Genomic DNA, 17,432 nt, shown 5'->3' on the forward strand with positions numbered 1-17,432 from the left:
CCCCCCGCCCCACCCTTGGCGATCAAGGTTCGGTGACGAGGGCGTTGCGTGGGACCGAATCGGCCTCATAGCGGCTAGTGTTAGGGCAGAACGTTCAAGCCCCCGGGGAGGTGGGACGTGGCACGCAGCGACGACGCGGACTCGCGCGCCGCACGGTGGGAGAAGGAGGCCCACGATCTCTCCACGCAGGTCGCGTTCCTGCAAGAGGAACTCGCTCTGGTGCGGCGCAAGTTGACCGAAAGCCCCCGACACGTCCGGCAGCTCGAAGAGCGGCTGGCGGCCACGCAGGCACAGTTGGCGCGGCTGACCGAGAACAACGACCGGCTCGTGAGCACCCTCAAGGAGGCTCGCGCGCAGATCGTGACGCTCAAGGAGGAGATCGACCGCCTCGCGCAACCGCCGAGTGGCTACGGCGTCTTCCTGGCGCGGCACGACGACGGGACGGTGGACGTCTTCACCGGCGGCCGCAAGCTCCGGGTGGCCGTCTCGCCCTCGCTCGACGTGGCCGAGCTGCGGCGCGGCCAGGAGGTCCTGCTCAACGACGCCCTCAACATCGTCGACGCGTTCGGCTACGAGCGGGTCGGCGAGGTGGTGATGCTCAAGGAGGTCCTCGCGGGCCCCGGCGGCGCCCCGGGTGACCGGGCGCTGGTGGTCTCGCACTCCGACGAGGAGCGGATCGTGCACCTCGCCGAGACCCTGATCGGGGTGCCGATCAGGGCCGGTGACTCGCTCATGATCGAGCCCCGCTCGGCGTACGCGTACGAGCGGATCCCCAAGAGCGAGGTCGAGGAGCTCGTACTGGAGGAGGTGCCCGACGTCGACTACACCGACATCGGTGGCCTCCAGTCGCAGATCGAGCAGATCCGCGACGCCGTGGAGCTGCCGTTCCTGCACGCCGACCTGTTCCGCGAGCACCAGCTCCGGCCGCCCAAGGGCATCCTGCTCTACGGCCCGCCCGGCTGCGGCAAGACCCTGATCGCCAAGGCGGTGGCCAACTCCCTGGCCAAGAAGATCGCCGAGCGGCGGGGCGAGGAGAAGCACACCAGCTACTTCCTCAACATCAAGGGCCCTGAGCTGCTCAACAAGTACGTCGGCGAGACCGAGCGGCACATCCGGCTGATCTTCCAGCGGGCCCGGGAGAAGGCCGGCGAGGGCACCCCGGTGATCGTGTTCTTCGACGAGATGGACTCGGTCTTCCGCACCCGCGGCTCCGGCGTCTCCTCTGACGTGGAGAACACCATCGTTCCGCAGCTGCTCAGCGAGATCGACGGCGTCGAGGGGCTGGAGAACGTCATCGTCATCGGCGCCTCCAACCGGGAGGACATGATCGACCCGGCGATCCTGCGCCCCGGCCGGCTCGACGTGAAGATCAAAATCGAGCGGCCGGACGCCGAGGCGGCCAAGGACATCTTCTCGAAGTACATCCTGCCCGGGCTGCCCCTGCACCCGGACGACCTGGCCGAGCACGGCGGCGACCCCCAGGCCACCGTCGCGGCCATGATCGACGCGGTCGTGCTGCGGATGTACTCGGAGACCGAGGAGAACCGCTTCCTCGAGGTCACCTACGCCAACGGCGACAAGGAAGTCCTCTACTTCAAGGACTTCAACTCGGGCGCGATGATTCAGAACATCGTCGACCGGGGCAAGAAGATGGCCATCAAGGAGTTCCTCACCTCCGGCCGCAAGGGGCTGCGCCTGCAGCACCTCCTCGACGCGTGCGTCGACGAGTTCCGCGAGAACGAAGACCTGCCCAACACCACCAACCCCGACGACTGGGCCCGGATCTCCGGCAAGAAGGGCGAGCGGATCGTCTACATCCGCACACTCGTCTCCGGCGGCAAGGGCGCGGAGGCCGGCCGGTCCATCGAGACCGCCAACAACACCGGCCAGTACCTGTAGCCGACGACACGGAAGGGCCCCCGGCGCACGTCGCGGGCCCTTCCGTCACGTCTTGACACGTTCCACCGGTGGCCCGGTCCCTCCAGGCGATATGCCGGACTCGTCGGTAGACTTCCCACGCCGCCGTCGACCCTGCCAGAGGAGCCTGTGCCGTCCGAACTCACCGTCGCCGAGCCGCCGAGCACGGCGGCCGTGGACGCGCAGGCGCCCGCGCCGCCCCGACGCCGCTGGCGCGGCCTCGGGGCCGTCGCCGGGGCGCTCTCCGCCGCCTGGCTCCTGCCCCTCCTCGCGCACGCCCTGAACGCCGACTCGCTGCTGCCCGCGCTGGTGCTGCTGGGCACGGCCAGCCTGCTACGCGGCGGGCGTTCCCTCCTCGACCGGCTGGTCCTCGCGGTCGCCCTGCTGCTCGGCGCGGCCACCGCCGGTGGCCTGCTCTTCACGGTCTGGCCCTGGGGGATGCGGCCGGTGCCGCTGACCGGCGTGGCTCTCAGCGTGCTCGTCCTCGCCGCCACCGCGCTCCGCCGCCGCCCCCGGCTCCCACGCCCCGGCTGGGGCGACCTGTTCCCGCTCGCCGGCACCGCCGGGATGATGGTCTACCTGAGCGGGCCCTGGCGGCGCGCCCACGACCTCGCCGGCCAGCTGTCCATCCTCGGTCGCGGCGAGGACAACTGGCGACACCTGGCCCTCTTCGACGTCGTCGGCCGCCTCGGCGGGTACGCCTTCGTCGACCCGGTCGCCGCTCGTGACCAGATCCTCTCCCAGCTCCTCTACTATCCGCAGGGCTGGCACCTGGTCACCGCCATGCTCGACGGTTTCCTCGTGCCCGTCGGGGTCACCCCGCGCGGTCCCGGGGCCGTGGGCCACTACGGCTTCTGGACTATGGCCAGCTTCGGCTTCCTGGTGCTGGCGCTGGTCTGGGCCGCGCAGCGGATCGCCGGCCCCATCCATCCGCTGCACCGCGGCGCGCTCACCGTCGTGGTCTGCGCGCTCGTCCTCGGCACCCAGCTGCCCCGCACGCTGGTCTCCGGCTACCCGAGCGAGACTCTCGGGCTCGCGCTCACCGTGCTCCTCGCCACCCTCGTCGGCCGCCCGGTGGCCGGCACCCGCGAGCAGTTCACCCTGCTGACCGCCCTGCTGGTCGCCGTCGGCTTCACCTACTACCTCTTCCTCCCTCCCGCCGCCGTGCTGGTGCTCTGCTGGATCGTCGGGCACTGGCGGGAGGCGCTGCGCCGCTGGGCCACCGTCCTGACCGTCGGGCTCGCCGGGGCCACCCTCGCCCTCGTCGCCCCGCTGCTCGGCGTACTGCGGGCCGGGCAGACCGAGGCGCTGGACGCCGGGTCCGGCATCGGGGCGCTCACCGAGAGCTGGCGTGCCCTGATCTGGCTCGGTGGCATCGTCGGCGTCGCCCTGCTCGGGCAGGTCGGCCGCGCCGATCCCACCTGGCGTCGCTGGCTGCTGATCTCCGCGATCGGTGTCGCCCTGCCGCTCGGCATCGCCTGGTACAACACCTCCACCGGTGCGGAGCCCGGCTACTACTTCAGCAAGTCGGCCCACCTGGCCACCGCGCTGCTCGCGGTCGGCACCGCGGCCGTCGTCCGGCTGCTGCCGGCGCCGCGCCGCGGCTGGTCCCCGCGCGCGGTCGGCGCCAGCGTCACCGGCGTGCTGGGCGCGGTCGCCGCCATGGTCGTGGCCGTCGCCCTCTGCGGGGTCACCGGATGGCACCCGAGCCTGCTCGTGGCCCACGAGCGGACCTGGACGCAGCGCTGGGTCCACCAGGATCTGCACCTGCCGTCCCGGGAAGCCTGGATCTGCGCCGAAGCGCAGCGGCGCTTCCCCGACCAGCCCGGCACCACCACCATCGTCCTGGACCGCGGCCCGTACCGCGGCTACGTCGAGACGCTGTGTCTCTCGGCCCTGCAGGGCACCACCGCGCGCACCGAGTCCGGTGTCTACAACATGGAGTTCGTCGAACCCGATCGCACCCGCCTGATCGTCCAGCGGATCTCCGGGCCGATCCGGTTCATCACCGCCGACCCGAGGGCGGAGCGGCGCGTCCAGGGGATGCTCCGTCGGGAACCCGAGCTGCGTCACCGGGTGAACTCGGTTCCCCTCACCGTCCCCGACTGCGACGTGCTCCCGCCCGCCCCCGCCAGGGCCGCGCCGAACACCGGGCCCGCGACACCGTCCCGGGCCGAGCCTGCATGCCCCCCGGCGCGCTGAGGCCGACTACGCTCGACTGGACGGGGGACCGGTCGGGCGAGCGAAGCGGGTAGGTCGATGAGCGTAAGACGGATCATGGGCACCGAGGTCGAGTACGGCATCTCCGTGCCCGGCCAGGCCGGGGCCAACCCGATGGTCACCTCCTCGCAGGTGGTCAACGCCTACGGTGCCCGCCCAGAGCTCAACCGTGGCGGCCGGGCCCGGTGGGACTACGAGGAGGAGTCACCGCTGCGCGACGCGCGCGGCTTCACCTACTCCGGCGCCGCCTACGACCCGGCCGAAGCCCTCGCCGACGAGGACCTCGGCCTGGCCAACGTGATACTCACCAACGGCGCCCGGCTCTACGTCGACCACGCGCACCCCGAGTACTCCACCCCCGAGGTGACCAACCCGCGCGACCTGGTGCGCTGGGACAAGGCGGGGGAGCGGGTGATGGTCGAGGCAGCCCGCCGCGCCGCCACCATCCCCGGCACCCACCCGATCCACCTCTACAAGAACAACACCGACAACAAGGGTGCCAGCTACGGTGCGCACGAGAACTACCTGATGCGGCGGCAGACGCCGTTCGCCGACATCGTGGCGTACCTGACGCCGTTCTTCGTGACCCGCCAGGTGGTCTGCGGCGCCGGCCGGGTCGGCATCGGCCAGGATGGCGGCCAGAGCGGCTTCCAGATCTCTCAGCGCGCCGACTTCTTCGAGGTCGAGGTCGGCCTGGAGACCACCCTCAAGCGGCCCATCATCAACACCCGCGACGAGCCGCACGCGGACGCCGACAAGTACCGGCGGCTGCACGTCATCATCGGCGACGCCAACCTGTCGGAGATCTCCACGTACCTCAAGGTCGGTACCACCGCGCTGATCCTCACCATGATCGAGGAGAAGGCGCTCGGCGGGGACCTCGGCATCGCCGACCCGGTCAGTGAGCTGCGCGCGGTCAGCCACGACCCGTCCCTGACCCACCTCATGCGGCTGCGCGACGGCCGGCGGCTGACCGCCCTGGACGTGCAGTGGGCGTACTACGAGCGGGTGAGGTCCTTCGTGGACGACCGTTACGGCGCCGACGTGGACGAGCAGACCACCGACGTGCTGGCCCGTTGGGAGAGCGTGCTGGACCGGCTCGGCCGCGACGTCATGCTCTGCGCCGACGAGCTGGACTGGGTGGCCAAGCTGCGGCTGCTGGAGGGCTACCGGGAGCGGGAGAAGCTCGGCTGGGGCTCGCACAAGCTGCAACTGGTCGACCTGCAGTACTCCGACGTGCGCCCGGAGAAGGGCCTGTACCACCGGCTGGTCTCCCGGGGCGCGATGAGGACGCTGCTGACCGACGAGGAGTCGCGCACCGCGATGACCGAGCCGCCGGAGGACACCCGGGCCTACTTCCGGGGCCGCTGCCTGGCCAAGTACGCCTCCGAGGTGGTTGCCGCCAGCTGGGACTCGGTCATTTTCGACGTCGGACGGGAGTCGCTGGTGCGGGTGCCGATGATGGAGCCGGAGCGCGGCACCCGCAAGCACGTCGGGGCGCTCTTCGACCGCTGCCCCAGCGCCAAGGACCTGCTGGAGACCCTCACCGGCGGCTGACCGCCTCTGGTGGCCCGTGGCGTGCCCGCCCGGGCGCGCCCAGCGGTTCGGCGTGCCGATGGGCTTCGGACACCGACGGTGGCCCGCCGCGTGCCCGCCCGGCGCGCGGCGGGCCTTTCGTCGCTCCCGCGAGGTAAGTTCGTCGCAGACGATCGTGGAGGAGGCAGCAATGGCCACTCGTGACAGCGGCGGCCAGTCGCAGACCGGCAAGTCCCGGCAGGGCGAGGAGATCGAGGACGTCACCACCGAGGCGAACCCGGAGGTCGCCGAGCGGCACGCCGAGATCACCGAGGACGTCGACGACCTGCTCGACGAGATCGACTCCGTCCTGGAGGAGAACGCAGAGGAATTCGTCCGGGGCTATGTACAGAAAGGCGGAGAGTAGGCATATAGGGGTAATCTGACCTCCGGCGGCGCCATGGCGCGGGGCAGCGGGAGGTCGACGAGCTCCTGGCCGAGCAGGGCGGCGGGTGCGCGATCTGTGGCGCCGCCGACCCGCAACATCTGGACCACGATCATCGCGCCGGGTGGGTGCGCGGGATACTCTGCTTCAACTGCAACGGTGGTCTTGGCCAGTTCCGTGGCGATCAGTCGCGGCTGGCTGGGGCGATCACGTATCTGAGAGGAACCACGTGGCAGCGGGTTTTGATCCATCCGGGCGTCTACCAGATGTGTTCACCAACGCGGGGACGTCCTCCTTCACCTCGTTCCTGAGCAAGGTGGCCCCTGAGATGTTGCCCGGCCGACGGCCGCTGCCGCCGGGCATGGCCGCCGACATGGCGCCGCACGCGACGACCATCGTGGCCATCGCCGCCGCCGGTGGCGTGGTGATGGCCGGCGACCGGCGGGCCACCATGGGCAACCTGATCGCCCAGCGGGACATGGAGAAGGTGCACCCGGCCGACGCGTACTCGCTGGTGGGCATCGCGGGCACCGCCGGCGTCGGCATCGAGCTGATGCGACTGTTCCAGGTGGAGCTGGAGCACTACGAGAAGATCGAGGGCGCGATGCTCTCGCTGGACGGCAAGGCTAACCGACTCGCCTCGATGATCCGGGGCAACCTGGGCGCGGCGATGCAGGGGCTGGCGGTCATCCCGTTGTTCGCCGGCTTCGACCTGGCGGCGAGCGACCCGGCGAAGGCCGGCCGGATCTTCAGCTTCGACGTCACCGGCGGCCCCTACGAGGAGACGGGCTACGACGCGATCGGCTCCGGGTCGCTGTTCGCCAGGTCGGCCCTGAAGAAGCGCTTCCGGGCCGGCCTGTCGATCGACGACGCGGTCGGGCTCGCGGTTGAGGCGCTCTACGACGCGGCCGACGACGACACCGCCACCGGCGGTCCGGACCTGACCCGGCGGATCTACCCGGTGGTGATGACCGCGACGGCGGAGGGCACCCACCGGCTCACCGACGCCGAGACGGCGGCGATCGCCGAGCGCGTGGTCTCCGGCCGGATGGAGAACCCGGGCGGCTGATCCGCTCCCGCCCGCACCAGTCAGCAGTCGTCCGCACAGCGCCCTAAGGAGAACCGCCGCCGTGGCCATGCAGTTCTACGCCTCGCCCGAGCAGATCATGCGCGACCGCTCCGAGCTGGCCCGTAAGGGCATCGCCCGGGGCCGCAGCGCGGTGGTCCTGAGCTACGAGGGCGGGGTGCTCTTCGTCGCCGAGAACCTCTCCAGCGCCCTGCACAAGGTCAGCGAGATCTACGACCGGATCGGCTTCGCCGCCGTCGGCCGATACAACGAGTTCGAGAACCTGCGCCGCGCGGGCGTGCGGATGGCCGACCTGAACGGGTTGAGCTACGACCGGCGGGACGTGACCGGCCGGGGGCTGGCGAACGCTTTCGCGCAGACCCTCGGTGCGATCTTCACGGAGCAGTCCAAGCCGTTCGAGGTGGAGATCTGCGTGGCGCAGGTCGGGGCCACCGCCGAGGACGACGAGATCTACCGGCTCACCTACGACGGCTCGGTGAACGACGAGCCGGGCCGGATGGCGATGGGCGGGCAGGCCGAGGCGATCACCGGCGTGCTCAAGTCGCACCACCGTCCGGACATGTCGCTCGGTGACGCGGTGAAGGTCGCGGTGCAGGCGCTGGGCAGCGTCGGGGGCGAGGGTGGCGCCGCCCGCAGCATCGCGGCGAACCAGCTGGAGGTGGCGGTCCTGGACCGGCGCCGGGTGGGCCGGACGTTCCGGCGGATCACCGGGGCCGCGCTGACCGCGCTGCTGGACGGGGGCGTCGCCGCGGAGCCGGCCGCCGCGGGCGGCCCGGAGAAGCCGACGACGCCGACGGAGGAGGGGCACAAGCCGGTCAGCTCCGCCGGCTCCGCCGACCTGGAGGACAAGCCGGGCGACCGGGCCGGCGAGTAAACCGTCACGCCGCGCCGGGGTTCGGGTCGTCCGGGCCCCGGCGTACGCGTTTCACAGCGCGACGACGTGGCGCCTCGGCGGCTGACGCCGCCGGGGGTGGAGGATCGATCGACAGGGAGCCGGTTGACCGGCAACAGCGAGGAAGCGCGCCCTGGCTTGGCGCCCGGTGTCCGCTCGCCGGTGGGCACCATGTTCGCGGCGCTGTACGGGGAGCTGGCGCCGCATCCGTGGCGGGACCCGGACGCCGACCAGGACGCGTACTTCCTGTTCCACGAGAGGTCGCTTGCCATGGGGTGGCTTGACGACACCGACACGGCTGTCCGGAAGACCGCCGCGGGCACCGACGAGAGAGAGCTCGGGGCGGCGGGCCTGTGGGGCATGAACGACGCCGGGGAAGACCATCCGCTCGCTGCTGCCGAGGCGTCGCTGGTCGCGTGGTTTCAGGTGGGGGTCGAACCGGTGTCCGGCGACCGGCCGCTGCCGGTGCAGCCGTTCCTGCGCTGCGCGGGTGACGCGGCGGCGCGGATCGGCGCCCTGAGGCTGCGGGCGGTGCAGGTGTTGCTGCCCGTCCAGGGACTTGACACCTCGTCGCGCCAGGAGTGCGCCCGGATGCCGTCGCTGCTCACCGCCGGCTGGTTCGGCGGCGGTGACCCGCAGTCAAGGACGCCGGTGCGGGTCACGCTGGACAGCGGCCAGGCTCCGTCCATCCCCTCGGCGGCGCCGCAGATGCGGGAGCGGATGAGGCGGCTGGACCAGGACGTGTTCGGGTGCGAGTCGCACTCCCTGACCGATCACGATCCGCTGACGATGCGGCCTCCGTTCGACGACAGCTTCTGGAACGGCCCGTCGCTGCACCGGGCGACCTTCCACGGGACGCTCGCCGAGTGGTCACTGGATGCCCTCGGCTGGCTGGGCGGCTTCCTCGCCGACCTGAGCGCCCGGCACGGGGTCACCACCCCGCTGCTGCTCACCGCCAGCCGATCGTGAGCGGCGGGCTGGCCGAAACACCGCGCGGTCAGCGGCGGAGCAGCGGCTTGGCCAGCGCCCAGTAGCCGGCGGCGACCGCGTTGAAGACGCCCATGCCGGGAGGCGAGTCGACGTTCGACGGGGCCACCCGGGCGGTCATCAGCTCGGCGATCACGCCGTCCGGGACGGTCCGCTCGGTCTGCAGCTGCCGGCGGCGGGCGCGGACCCAGCCGCGGTTGCGCCACAGCCAGCCCCAGCCGCGCACCTTCTGCTTGGTCCAGCCGCCGGCGAGCGCGGCGGCGAGCATGGCGGCCTCGGTGAGCAGCAGCACGGGGGCGAGCACCACCAGGGTGCGCGCCTCGTACGCGGTGAGCAGGGTGACCAGCCGGTTCCGTTCGACCAGGTAGAGCTTGAGGTTGTTGCGGGAAAACTCGTAGTGGTGCCGCACGACGGCGTCCGGCACGTACTCCAGGCGCAGCCCGCGCTGCCACAGCCGGAGGCTGAGTTCGGTGTCCTCGTGGTAGGCGAAGTACTCCGCGGCGAAGCCGTCGAGTTGCTGCCAGAGCTGCCGGCTGATGACGAAGCAGCAGCCGCTGAGCGACGGCACGCGGGTGCGCCGGGCGTGGGCGCTGGCCGGTTCGCCGTTGCCGCCGGCCCAGGACAGGCCGGTGAAGTGCAGCGGATTGCCGGAGGTGTTGATCAGTTCGGGCGCGTCGGCGAGGCGGATGGAGGCCATGGCGGCACCGACGCCCGGTTCGGCGGCCACCGCGACGGTCTTGGCCAGGGCGTCCGGCGCGACAACGGCGTCGGAGTTGACGAACGCGAGCCAGTCGCCGGTGGCCTCGGCGGCGCCGACGCGGCAGCCGCCGGCGTAGCCGGTGTTCTCCTCGGGGCGCAGCACCCGGACACCGGGGAAGCCCTTGACGATGTCGATGCCGTCGCCGGTGCAGCCGTTGTCGACCACGATCAGCTCGATGTCGACGTCGGTGCTGGCCAGTACGGCCCGGGCGGCGTCGACCAGCCACGGCTCGGCGCCGTAGGCGAGCATCACCGCGGTGACGGTTGGTCGGTTCATCGGATGCCTCCGGTTACGCCGGTCACGCTGGGCGCGACGGCCTCGAGGGGCGGGTGTGCGGCGGGGACGGGGCGGCCGGCGCCACGCAGCAGGACAGCCATGGTGGCGGCCACCACGACGGAGCCGACGGTGTAGCCGAGCTCCACCCGCAGTGCGACCGACAGCGGCGCCAGGGTTGCGACGATCAGCGCGGCCACGCCCACGGTCCAGGCGACGGCCTGCGCCCGGTGCCGGTCGAGCGCGAGCAGGGCCTGGCCGAGCACCATCGCCCAGAGGTAGGCGAGGGTGGCCACGGCCAGCCAGGCGAAGTCGCCGTGGCCGAGCACGTCCGGGGCGTCGAAGAGGGCCCGCACCAGCCAGGGACCGAGCAGGACGGCGCCGAGTCCGCCGAGGAGGCCCAGCGCGGTCACGACGCCCAGCGCCCTGCGCAGCAGGCCGTGGAAGGCAGCGTGGTCACCGGTGGTGGCCGAGGTGGCCAGCCCGGGCAGGAGCGACGCCTGCAGCGAGGCGAAGACGAACAGCGGGATGCGCACCAGCACGAGCGCGGAGAGCAGCGCCCCCGCGGTGGCGACGTCGGACGGGTCGAGCAGCCGTACGTTGATCACTCCGACGTTGACCACGACCTGGGAGAGCAGGCTGGAGACGGTGAGCAGCCCGAGGCCGCGCAGCAGTGCGCTCCAGGCGACCGGCACGCCGCCACCGACGGCGCGCAGCACCGGCGGGAGGGTGAGCAGGACGCCGGCCAGCGGGGCGATTACCAGCACCAGCCCGTACCACAGGGGCGAGGTGACGCCGGTGAGCCCGAGCAGGGCGACCATGCCGATGCGCAGCCCGCCGTCGACGCCGAGCTGGCCGCCGTACCAGGGGAAGAGCTGCAGGCCGGAGAGGACGCCGCGGGTGGTGTAGGCGACCGCCATCGCGGCGAGCGCCCCGATCAGCACCAGGACCATGCTGCCGTCGCCGGCGAAGAGTCGGTCGGCGAGCGGCCGGTACGCGGCGGCGACCGCGAGCACCATCAGCGCGAGGACCCCGGCGGCGAGGGCGGCGCCCCGGGCCAGCACCGGCCCGGGCGGCAGCCCCTGGCTGCGGCGGGCGGCGACGACCCGGGCGACCTCCTGCTCGACCGGCAGGAACACGCCGATGCCGAGGGTGAACACGATCGACCAGAGCACCGACAGGGAGCTGTAGTCGGCCTCGGTGAGGCTGTGGCCGGCGACCGCGAGGTGGACGTAGGAGGCCAGCCCCAGCAGGGCCAGCCCGGCACCCACGGCGAGGGTGCCGGGCGGGACGAGGTTGACCAGTCGTCGCATCACCGGCGGATGAGCGCCAGGGTGAGCACCGCGAACGCCCGGCCGAGGTAGATCATGGCCTTGGCGGGGGAGTGGCTGGGGGTGCCGGCCATCCGCTTGCGCATGGCCACCGGGACCTGGCGGATCTTGTAGCCGCGGCGCGCGGTGTGCACCAGCGTCTCGACGGTGTCACCGAGGTACTCGGCCGGGTACCAGCCGGCGAACATTTCGATCACCCGCCGGTTGGCGGCGCGGAACCCGGAGGTGGTGTCGGTGAGCTTGGTCCTGGCGACCTTGGAGAGCACCGCGGAGAGCATGACCATGGCCCAGCGGCGGGGGCCGCGGACGCTGTAGTCGCCCTCGCCGGCGAAGCGGGCGCCGATGACCAGGTCGTTGTCGTCGAGCAGGTCGACCAGCTTCGGTACGTACCGGGGGTCGTGCTGGCCGTCGGCGTCGATCTGGATGGCCACGTCGTAGCCGTTGTCGCGGGCGTAGCGGTAGCCCAGCCGCATGGCGCCGCCGACGCCGAGGTTGTAGGGGAGCTTCGCCACCCGCGCGCCGGCGGCGGCGGCGACGGCCGCGGTGCGGTCGGTGGAGCCGTCGTCGACGACCAGCACTTCCACGCCGGGCAGCTCGCCGCGGACCTCGCCGACCACGTCGGCGATCGAGCCCGACTCGTTGAGCGCCGGGATGATGATCAGTACGCGCTTGCCGTTAACCATCGCTGGACACCAGTTCGTCTCGGGCCGCCCGCTCGGCGTCGATCTGCGCGCGGAGTAGGGCGAAGTCTTCGGCCAGGGTGCGGGTCTCCTCTTCCAGGGCGCTGACCTCCCAGCTCAGGTGGATGCACACCAGCAGCAGGAAGACGATGCCGAGGAAGAGGACGAGGCTGACGCCGGAAACCACGCCGAAGAAGCCGGCGACGTTGTCCAGCAGCCGGGGGAACAGCGACAGCGGGATCACGATGAGCAGCACGCCGAGCCAGAGCATGGCGTACTTTTCGCGGAGCTGACGGCGGCGCAACAGCTCGACGATGGTGGCCAGCAGCAGCAGGCCGGTCAAGCCGGTGATGAGGGTGAGCTTCATGCGACCTTCCACGGGGCGGGTGGAGTGGCGGAGGCGAATGCGTCGGCCAGTGTGGTGTGCCAGTCCGGCAGGGGTGGCAGAGCCGCGGCGGCCCACCGGCCGTGCCCTAGCACACTGTACGCCGGCCTGGGGGCGGGACGGCGAAACCGGTCGCTGGTGGTGGGCCGGATCCGCGCCGGGTCGAGCCCGCGCAGGGCGAACACCGCCCGGGCCAGCCCGTACCAGGTGGTCCGGCCGGAGCAGGTGCCGTGGTAGACGCCGGGGGCGGCCCGGCCGGCCAGCGCCGCGTCGGCGAGCGCCACCAGCTGCGCCGCCAGGGCGTACGACCAGGTGGGCTGGCCGTGCTGGTCGTCGACCACGTCGAGCTGCTCGCGCTGCTCGGCCAGGCGGAGCATGGTGGCGACGAAGTTGGGTCCGTGCGCGCCGTAGAGCCAGGCGGTACGGACGATCATGCCGGCGTCGGGCAGCAGCCGGGTGACGGCCCGCTCCCCGGCCAGCTTCGAGCGGCCGTACGCGTTGACCGGCGCGGTCGGCGCGTTCTCGGCGTACGGCTGGTCGGCGTTGCCGGGGAAGACGTAGTCGGTGGAGACGTGGATCAGCCGGGCCCCGGTGTCGGCGCACGCCTGCGCGAGGTGGGCGACGCCGTCGCCGTTGACGGCGGTGGCGGCCTCCTCCTGCTCCTCGGCGGCGTCGACGTCGGTCCAGGCGGCGGCGTTGAGCACCACGTCGTGGCCGGTGACCGCGGCCCGCACGGCGGCGGCGTCGGTGATGTCCAGGTCGGTGCGGGTGGCGGCGGTCACGGCGAGGTCCGGCCGGGCGTCGAGCACGCCGAGCAGGTCCCGGCCGAGCATGCCGCCCGCGCCGGTGACGAGTATCCGGCTCATGCGGCCGGTGCCGACTTCAGCGGCTCCCACCAGGTGCGGTTGTCCTGGTACCACTGCACCGTCTCGGCCAGGCCGCGGTCGAGGTCGATGCTCGGGGCGTACCCCAGCTCCTGGCTGATCTTGGTGATGTCCAGCGAGTAGCGGCGGTCGTGGCCCTTGCGGTCGGCGACCGGGACGACCCGGTCCCAGCCGGCGCCGCAGGCCTCCAGCAGCCGGCCGGTGAGTTCCTTGTTGGTCAGCTCGGTGCCGCCGCCGATGTTGTAGACCTCGCCGGCACGGCCCTTCTGCTGCACCAGGGCGATGCCCCGGCAGTGGTCGTGCACGTGCAGCCAGTCGCGGACGTTGCCGCCGTCGCCGTAGAGCGGCACCGTCCCGCCGTCGAGCAGGTTGGTGACGAACAGCGGGATGACCTTCTCCGGGAACTGGTACGGGCCGTAGTTGTTGGAGCAGCGGGTGAGCACCACGTCCATGCCGTGGGTGCGGTGGTAGGCCAGGGCGAGCAGGTCCGAGCCGGCCTTGGAGGCGGAGTATGGCGAGTTCGGCGCCAGCGGCCAGGTCTCCGTCCAGGAGCCGGAGTCGATCGAGCCGTACACCTCGTCGGTGGAGACGTGCACGAACCGGCCGGTGCCGTGCCGCAGCGCGGCGTCGAGCAGCGTCTGGGTGCCCAGCACGTTGGTGGTGACGAACGGCGCGGCGCCGGCGATCGAGCGGTCGACGTGCGACTCGGCGGCGAAGTGCACGATCACGTCGTGACCGGCGACGACCTCGTCGACCAGTGCCGGGTCGCAGATGTCGCCCGGCACGAAGCGCAGCCGGGGGTCGTCGCGCACCGGGTTGAGGTTGGCCAGGTTGCCCGAGTAGGTCAGCTTGTCCAGCACGGTCACGGTGGCCGGTTCGAGCGCGGGTACGCCCGTGGCGCTGCCGAGCGGCTTGCCCAGCAGCATGCGTACGTACTCCGACCCGATGAATCCGGCTCCGCCGGTGACGAGGATCCTCACGGGTCCGGAAGTGTACGCGAAGCGGTGCGGGAAGCGGGGGACGCGACCCCGGCGTCCGGTTCGGGGCGGTCCCGGTAGGCTCCCCGGGTGCGCGGAATCCTACTCGCCGGCGGCACCGGGTCCCGGCTCTGGCCGATCACCAGGGCGGTGTCCAAGCAGCTGATGCCGGTCTTCGACAAGCCGATGATCTACTACCCGCTCTCCACGCTGGTGATGTCCGGCGTCCGGGAGATCCTGGTGATCACCACGCCCGAGGACCAGAGCCAGTTCCGGCGGCTGCTGGGCGACGGCAGCCAGTGGGGCCTGCGGCTGGAGTACGTCAGCCAGGCCCGCCCGGAGGGCATCGCCCAGGCATTCGTGCTCGGCGCGGACTTCATCGGGGACGACTCGGTGGCGCTGATCCTGGGCGACAACATCTTCTACGGGGTGGGCCTGGGCCGGCAGCTCGCCGCCCACGGCGAGCCGGTCGGCGGACGCGTGTTCGCCTACCCGGTGGCCAACCCGGAGGCGTACGGGGTGGTCGACTTCGACGCCGACGGCAAGGTGCTCTCCATCGAGGAGAAGCCGGCCCGGCCGAAGTCCCGCTATGCGGTGCCGGGGCTGTACTTCTACGACAACCGGGTGGTCGACATCGCCCGCAAGCTCACCCCCAGCCCGCGCGGCGAGCTGGAGATCACCGCGGTCAACGAGGCGTACCGGGAGATCGGTGAGCTGTCGGTGACGGTGCTCGACCGGGGCACCGCCTGGCTGGACACCGGCACCTTCGCCTCGATGATGCAGGCCGCGGAGTTCGTGCGGGTGATCGAGGAACGGCAGGGCATGAAGATCGGCTGCGTCGAGGAGGTGGCCTGGCGGGCCGGCCTGATCGACGACGACCAGCTGCGCGCCCTGGCCGAGCCGTTGACCAAGAGCGGCTACGGTGACTACCTGCTCGGCCTGCTGGCCGAGCACAGGCGAGGGGGTGCCCCGATGAGCACGCGGCGGGCGCGGACGGAGGTGGACCGGTGAAGATCCGACCGCTGAGCATCGAGGGCGCCTGGGAGATCACCCCGCAGCAGCACGGCGACGCGCGCGGGATGTTCATGGAGTGGTACCGCTTCGACCGGCTCGCCGAGGCGGTGGGGCATCCACTGCGCCTGGCCCAGGCCAACATGTCGGTCTCCGCGCGTGGCGTGGTGCGTGGCATCCACTTCGCCGACGTCCCGCCCGGGCAGGCGAAGTACATCACCTGCGTGCGCGGCGCGGTGCTGGACGTGGTGGTGGACCTGCGCCTCGGCTCGCCCACCTTCGGGCGTTGGGAGGCGGTGCGGCTGGACGACGCCGACCGCCGGGCGGTCTACCTCGGCGAGGGGCTCGGGCACGGGTTCTGCGCGCTGACCGACGACGCCACACTGAACTACCTCTGCTCCACCACCTACAACCCCTCGGGCGAGCACGCGGTGCACCCGCTGGACGAGGAGCTGGGCATCGAGTGGCCGGCCGAGACGCCGCGGCTGTCCGCCCGGGACGCCGCCGCGCCCACCCTCGCGCACGCGCGCGGGGCCGGGCTGCTGCCGGAGTACGAGGCCTGCCGGTCGTTCGTGGCGGGGCTGCGGCCGGACGGAATGTCGTACTCGGACGGGATTTGATCGCCCGGGGCGCACCACCTGTGGTGTGACAGTGACGGACGGGGCCTCCGGACGGCTAATGTCTCATCATGGAGCGGCGAATCTTCGGCCTCGAGACCGAGTACGGCGTCACCTGCACCTACCGGGGGCAGCGGCGGTTGTCCCCGGACGAGGTCGCCCGGTACCTGTTCCGCCGGGTGGTGTCGTGGGGCCGGTCGAGCAACGTGTTCCTGCGCAACGGCGCCCGGCTCTACCTCGACGTCGGGTCGCACCCGGAGTACGCCACCCCGGAGTGCGACTCGGTGGTCGACCTGGTCGCCCACGACCGGGCCGGCGAGCGGATCCTGGAGGGGCTGCTCGTCGACGCGGAGAAGCGGCTGCACGACGAGGGCATCGCCGGTGAGATCTACCTGTTCAAGAACAACACCGACTCGGCCGGCAACTCGTACGGCTGCCACGAGAACTACCTCGTCTCCCGGCACGGCGAGTTCGGCCGACTGGCCGACGTGCTGATCCCGTTCCTGGTCACCCGGCAGTTGATCTGCGGGGCGGGCAAGGTGCTGCAGACCCCGCGCGGCGCGGTCTACTGCCTGTCGCAGCGCGCCGAGCACATCTGGGAGGGGGTCTCCTCGGCGACCACCCGCAGCCGGCCGATCATCAACACCCGCGACGAGCCGCACGCCGACGCCGAGCGCTACCGCCGGCTGCACGTCATCGTCGGCGACTCGAACATGAACGAGGTCACCACGCTGCTGAAGGTCGGCACGGCCGACATCGTGCTGCGGATGATCGAGGCCGGGGTGGTGATGCGCGACCTGACCCTGGAGAACCCGATCCGGGCGATCCGGGAGGTGTCCCACGACATCACCGGCCGGCGCAAGGTGCGGCTGGCCTCCGGCAAGGAGGTCAGCGCGCTGGAGATCCAGCAGGAATACCTGGCGAAGGCGACCGAGTTCGTGGAGCGGCGCGGCGGCGACCAGACCGCGAAGCGGGTGGTGGAGCTGTGGGGCCGGGTGCTGCGCGCGGTGGAAACCGGTGACCTGGAGCCGGTGGCCCGGGAGATCGACTGGGTGACCAAGCTGCGGCTGATCGAGCGCTACCAGCGCAAGCACGACCTGCCCCTGTCGCACCCCCGGGTCGCCCAGATGGATCTCGCCTACCACGACCTGCGTCGGGGTCGCGGCCTCTACGGGCTGCTGGAGCGCCGGGGCGAGGTCGACCGGGTGGCCACCGACCCGGAGATCTTCGAGGCCAAGGAGACTCCGCCGCAGACCACCCGGGCGCGGCTGCGCGGGGAGTTCATCCGGCACGCCCAGGAGAAGCGGCGCGACTTCACCGTCGACTGGGTGCACCTGAAGCTCAACGACCAGGCGCAGCGCACCGTGCTGTGCAAGGACCCGTTCCGGGCGTACGACGAGCGGGTCGAGCGGCTGATCGCCAGTATGTGACGGGCTCCCGCACCCCCGGCG

Annotated in this window: 17 protein-coding genes; 11 read left to right on the forward strand and 6 right to left on the reverse strand. The window is 71.8% G+C overall.

Translation table 11 applies throughout. The features are described 5' to 3' along the window. Positions 1-117 precede the first annotated feature (117 nt). The 8 genes from arc (at position 118) to C1I99_RS06370 (ending at position 9,045) form a co-directional block, all read left to right on the forward strand. Complete coding sequence (gene arc, locus C1I99_RS06335; RefSeq protein WP_111133266.1) at positions 118-1,899, forward strand: proteasome ATPase; 1,782 nt, start codon at positions 118-120, stop codon at positions 1,897-1,899. A gap of 147 nt (positions 1,900-2,046) precedes the next feature. Further along, positions 2,047-4,119: a hypothetical protein gene (locus tag C1I99_RS06340; protein WP_199562007.1), complete on the forward strand. Its 2,073-nt coding sequence runs from the start codon at positions 2,047-2,049 to the stop codon at positions 4,117-4,119. 57 nt (positions 4,120-4,176) lie between these two features. Beyond that, on the forward strand, positions 4,177-5,694 hold the full coding sequence (gene dop, locus C1I99_RS06345; RefSeq protein ID WP_111133267.1) for a depupylase/deamidase Dop: 1,518 nt from the start codon (positions 4,177-4,179) through the stop codon (positions 5,692-5,694). A gap of 169 nt (positions 5,695-5,863) precedes the next feature. Next, a complete protein-coding gene (locus tag C1I99_RS06350; RefSeq protein WP_111133268.1) occupies positions 5,864-6,079 on the forward strand; it encodes a ubiquitin-like protein Pup in 216 nt (71 codons plus the stop codon). Positions 6,080-6,144: 65 nt separating this feature from the next. Continuing rightward, a complete protein-coding gene (locus C1I99_RS06355; protein ID WP_233512368.1) occupies positions 6,145-6,408 on the forward strand; it encodes an endonuclease VII domain-containing protein in 264 nt (87 codons plus the stop codon). Further along, positions 6,327-7,166: a proteasome subunit beta gene (prcB, locus tag C1I99_RS06360; protein WP_199562008.1), complete on the forward strand. Its 840-nt coding sequence runs from the start codon at positions 6,327-6,329 to the stop codon at positions 7,164-7,166. Before C1I99_RS06355 ends, prcB begins: the two co-directional genes overlap by 82 nt. A 61-nt stretch (positions 7,167-7,227) precedes the next feature. After that, a complete protein-coding gene (prcA, locus tag C1I99_RS06365; protein ID WP_111133270.1) occupies positions 7,228-8,058 on the forward strand; it encodes a proteasome subunit alpha in 831 nt (276 codons plus the stop codon). 189 nt (positions 8,059-8,247) lie between these two features. After that, complete coding sequence (locus C1I99_RS06370) at positions 8,248-9,045, forward strand: hypothetical protein (RefSeq protein WP_199562009.1); 798 nt, start codon at positions 8,248-8,250, stop codon at positions 9,043-9,045. Between the two features lie 28 nt (positions 9,046-9,073). Here C1I99_RS06370 and C1I99_RS06375 read toward each other — a convergent pair whose 3' ends face one another. The 6 genes from C1I99_RS06375 to rfbB are packed head-to-tail and all read right to left on the reverse strand — an operon-like array spanning position 9,074 to position 14,356. Beyond that, positions 9,074-10,099, reverse strand: a complete 1,026-nt coding sequence (locus C1I99_RS06375; protein ID WP_111133272.1) for a glycosyltransferase family 2 protein — start codon at positions 10,097-10,099, stop codon at positions 9,074-9,076. Further along, positions 10,096-11,409 (reverse strand): polysaccharide biosynthesis protein, encoded by a 1,314-nt coding sequence (locus tag C1I99_RS06380; RefSeq protein ID WP_233512366.1) that lies wholly within the window; start codon positions 11,407-11,409, stop codon positions 10,096-10,098. Before C1I99_RS06380 ends, C1I99_RS06375 begins: the two co-directional genes overlap by 4 nt. Further along, complete coding sequence (locus C1I99_RS06385) at positions 11,409-12,110, reverse strand: glycosyltransferase family 2 protein (protein ID WP_111133273.1); 702 nt, start codon at positions 12,108-12,110, stop codon at positions 11,409-11,411. The genes C1I99_RS06380 and C1I99_RS06385 overlap by 1 nt, the downstream gene beginning before the upstream one ends. Then, the gene (locus tag C1I99_RS06390; protein WP_111133274.1) at positions 12,103-12,474 is read right to left on the reverse strand and encodes a DUF2304 domain-containing protein; all 372 of its coding nucleotides are present in this window, start codon (positions 12,472-12,474) and stop codon (positions 12,103-12,105) included. The genes C1I99_RS06385 and C1I99_RS06390 overlap by 8 nt, the downstream gene beginning before the upstream one ends. Then, positions 12,471-13,358, reverse strand: a complete 888-nt coding sequence (rfbD, locus tag C1I99_RS06395; protein ID WP_111133301.1) for a dTDP-4-dehydrorhamnose reductase — start codon at positions 13,356-13,358, stop codon at positions 12,471-12,473. Before rfbD ends, C1I99_RS06390 begins: the two co-directional genes overlap by 4 nt. Then, complete coding sequence (gene rfbB / locus C1I99_RS06400) at positions 13,355-14,356, reverse strand: dTDP-glucose 4,6-dehydratase (RefSeq protein ID WP_111133275.1); 1,002 nt, start codon at positions 14,354-14,356, stop codon at positions 13,355-13,357. Before rfbB ends, rfbD begins: the two co-directional genes overlap by 4 nt. Positions 14,357-14,443: 87 nt before the next feature. Between rfbB and rfbA the strand changes: the two genes are divergently transcribed. From rfbA to pafA, 3 genes are all read left to right on the forward strand, one after another. Next, positions 14,444-15,364: a glucose-1-phosphate thymidylyltransferase RfbA gene (rfbA, locus tag C1I99_RS06405; protein ID WP_111133276.1), complete on the forward strand. Its 921-nt coding sequence runs from the start codon at positions 14,444-14,446 to the stop codon at positions 15,362-15,364. Beyond that, positions 15,361-15,984: a dTDP-4-dehydrorhamnose 3,5-epimerase gene (rfbC, locus tag C1I99_RS06410; protein WP_111133277.1), complete on the forward strand. Its 624-nt coding sequence runs from the start codon at positions 15,361-15,363 to the stop codon at positions 15,982-15,984. The genes rfbA and rfbC overlap by 4 nt, the downstream gene beginning before the upstream one ends. Positions 15,985-16,052: 68 nt before the next feature. Further along, complete coding sequence (gene pafA, locus C1I99_RS06415; protein ID WP_088993761.1) at positions 16,053-17,411, forward strand: Pup--protein ligase; 1,359 nt, start codon at positions 16,053-16,055, stop codon at positions 17,409-17,411. Positions 17,412-17,432 lie beyond the last annotated feature (21 nt).

This window comes from Micromonospora deserti (genome assembly GCF_003236335.1).
In the GTDB taxonomy this organism is placed as follows: domain Bacteria; phylum Actinomycetota; class Actinomycetes; order Mycobacteriales; family Micromonosporaceae; genus Micromonospora; species Micromonospora deserti.